A 2614-nucleotide genomic window follows, 5' to 3' on the forward strand; every position below is an offset into this window, starting at 1 on the left:
TATTTTTGAGCCGTGATTTTCATTGATTTTCTGATTTGAGAGGGGCTGTTTCGCGCGTTTTCTGTTTTCTTTGTTTCTGTTTTGTTCTTTTTTGAGATGTGTTTATGGAGTAACGATTTTTGCCCCGCTTTTGGCGAGGTTTTGTGTGTTTTTTTTGATTTGGTTGCGGGGGCAGGATTTGAACCTGCGGCCTTCAGGTTATGAGCCTGACGAGCTACCGGGCTGCTCCACCCCGCGTTAGTTGGGTGGTTGTTGAAGAGTTTTGATTTGTTATCTGCGTTTTGCAGGCCTGGCAGCGACCTACTCTCCCGTGTCTTGAGACAAAGTACCATTGGCGCTGGGGGGTTTCACGGCCGAGTTCGGGATGGGATCGGGTGTTGGCCCCCCGCTGGGGCCACCAGGCCGGCGAAACGCAGATATGAGGAACTGGTCTTTTCAGCGTGAGCTGATCGATGATGATCCGGTTTGGATCGTTGCGTCGTTATGTTTGCTTTGAGCGTCCGCGAGGGACGTGACGGACCTGAGGTCCGCAAGCGCGACGCGCGCCGCGGCTTATGCCGCGCGTGGTTCGCAGGACAGCGCGCTAGCGCGACCGTCCGTGAGAACATTTATATGGAATGGACATTGATTAATGAGAGTGATCAAGCCGGACGAGCTATTAGTAAGGCTCAGCTTCACACGTTGCCGTGCTTCCACATGCCTCCTATCGACGTGGTGGTCTACCACGGCTCTTCAGGGAGAACTTGTTTTGAGGTTAGTTTCCCGCTTAGATGCCTTCAGCGGTTATCTATTCCGAACATAGCTACCCTGCACTGCGGCTGGCGCCACAACAGGTCCACCAGAGGTTCGTCCATCCCGGTCCTCTCGTACTAGGGACAGATCCTCTCAATTCTCCTACACCCACGGCAGATAGGGACCGAACTGTCTCGCGACGTTCTGAACCCAACTCACGTACCGCTTTAAATGGCGAACAGCCATACCCTTGGGACCTGCTCCAGCCCCAGGATGCGATGAGTCGACATCGAGGTGCCAAACAACCCCGTCGATATGGACTCTTGGGGGTCATCAGCCTGTTATCCCCGGCGTACCTTTTATCCGTTGAGCGATGGCCCTTCCACGAGGGACCACCGGATCACTATGGCCGACTTTCGTCTCTGCTCGACTTGTCAGTCTCGCAGTCAGGCAGGCTTATGCCATTGCACTCGACGACCGATTTCCGACCGGTCTGAGCCCACCTTCGCGCGCCTCCGTTACCATTTGGGAGGCGACCGCCCCAGTCAAACTACCCGCCACACACGGTCCCGGATGCTGTTACATCGCGGTTAGATATCCATGACGACAAGGGTGGTATTTCAAGGATGACTCCACGAGAGCTGGCGCCCTCGCTTCGACGTCTACCACCTATCCTACACATGTCGACACGAATACCAGTGTGAAGCTGTAGTAAAGGTGCACGGGGTCTTTCCGTCTGACCGCAGGAACCCCGCATCTTCACGGGGAATTCAATTTCACTGAGCCTATGCTGGAGACAGCGGGGAAGTCGTTACGCCATTCGTGCAGGTCGGAACTTACCCGACAAGGAATTTCGCTACCTTAGGACCGTTATAGTTACGGCCGCCGTTTACCGGGGCTTCAATTCGGAGCTTGCACACCTCCTCTTAACCTTCCGGCACCGGGCAGGCGTCAGACCCTATACGTCGCCTTACGGCTTCGCAGAGCCCTGTGTTTTTGATAAACAGTCGCCACCCCCTAGTCTGTGCCCCTCCTGACCGGTTGCCCGATCAGAAGGCTCCCTTCTCGCGAACTTACGGGAGCAATTTGCCGAGTTCCTTCAGCATAGTTCTCTCAAGCGCCTTGGTATGCTCTACCTGTCCACCTGTGTCGGTTTAGGGTACGGTCTATAATGCGGGGGCTATTTCCTGGGACACCTTCACCGCATCCCCAATCCAGTAAGGGGATACGATACACGGCATCCGTCACCACCCGCAGGCTGCAGAATATTAACTGCATTCCCATCGACTACGCCTTTCGGCCTCGCCTTAGGGGCCGGCTAACCCTGCTCCGATTAACGTTGAGCAGGAACCCTTGGACTTTCGGCGAGCGGGTCTCTCACCCGCTTTGTCGTTACTCATGTCAGCATTCGCACTTCCGATACCTCCAGCAGCCCTCACGGGTCTGCCTTCATCAGCCTACGGAACGCTCCGCTACCGCGCACTTACGTGCACCCGCAGTTTCGGCACATGGCTTGAGCCCCGTTACATTTTCGGCGCGGAACCCCTTGTTTAGACCAGTGAGCTGTTACGCTTTCTTTAAATGATGGCTGCTTCTAAGCCAACATCCTGGTTGTTTTGGGAGTTCTACATCCTTTCCCACTTAGCCATGATTTGGGGGCCTTAACTGGCGGTCAGGGTTGTTGCCCTCTCCACAATGGACGTTAGCACCCACTGTGTGTCTGCCAGATAGTACTTCCTGGTATTCGGAGTTTGGTTAGGATCAGTAAGACGGTAAGTCCCCATAGCCCATCCAGTGCTCTACCCCCAGGAGTATTCGTCTGACGCTCTACCTAAATAGATTTCGCGGAGAACCAGCTATTTCCGAGTTTGATTGGCCTTTC

Annotated in this window: 1 tRNA gene and 2 rRNA genes; all 3 read right to left on the reverse strand. The window is 54.7% G+C overall.

Features of this window, described 5'->3' with window-relative positions:
* Positions 1-160 precede the first annotated feature (160 nt).
* Positions 161-237, reverse strand: a tRNA-Met gene (locus H163_RS0121745).
* 50 nt (positions 238-287) lie between these two features.
* Positions 288-402: ribosomal RNA gene (gene rrf, locus H163_RS0121750) — 5S ribosomal RNA — on the reverse strand.
* Positions 403-637: 235 nt separating this feature from the next.
* Positions 638-2614 (reverse strand): 23S ribosomal RNA (locus H163_RS0121755); the annotation flags it as partial.

The organism is Pannonibacter phragmitetus DSM 14782 (assembly GCF_000382365.1).
Classification (GTDB): Bacteria; Pseudomonadota; Alphaproteobacteria; order Rhizobiales; family Stappiaceae; genus Pannonibacter; species Pannonibacter phragmitetus.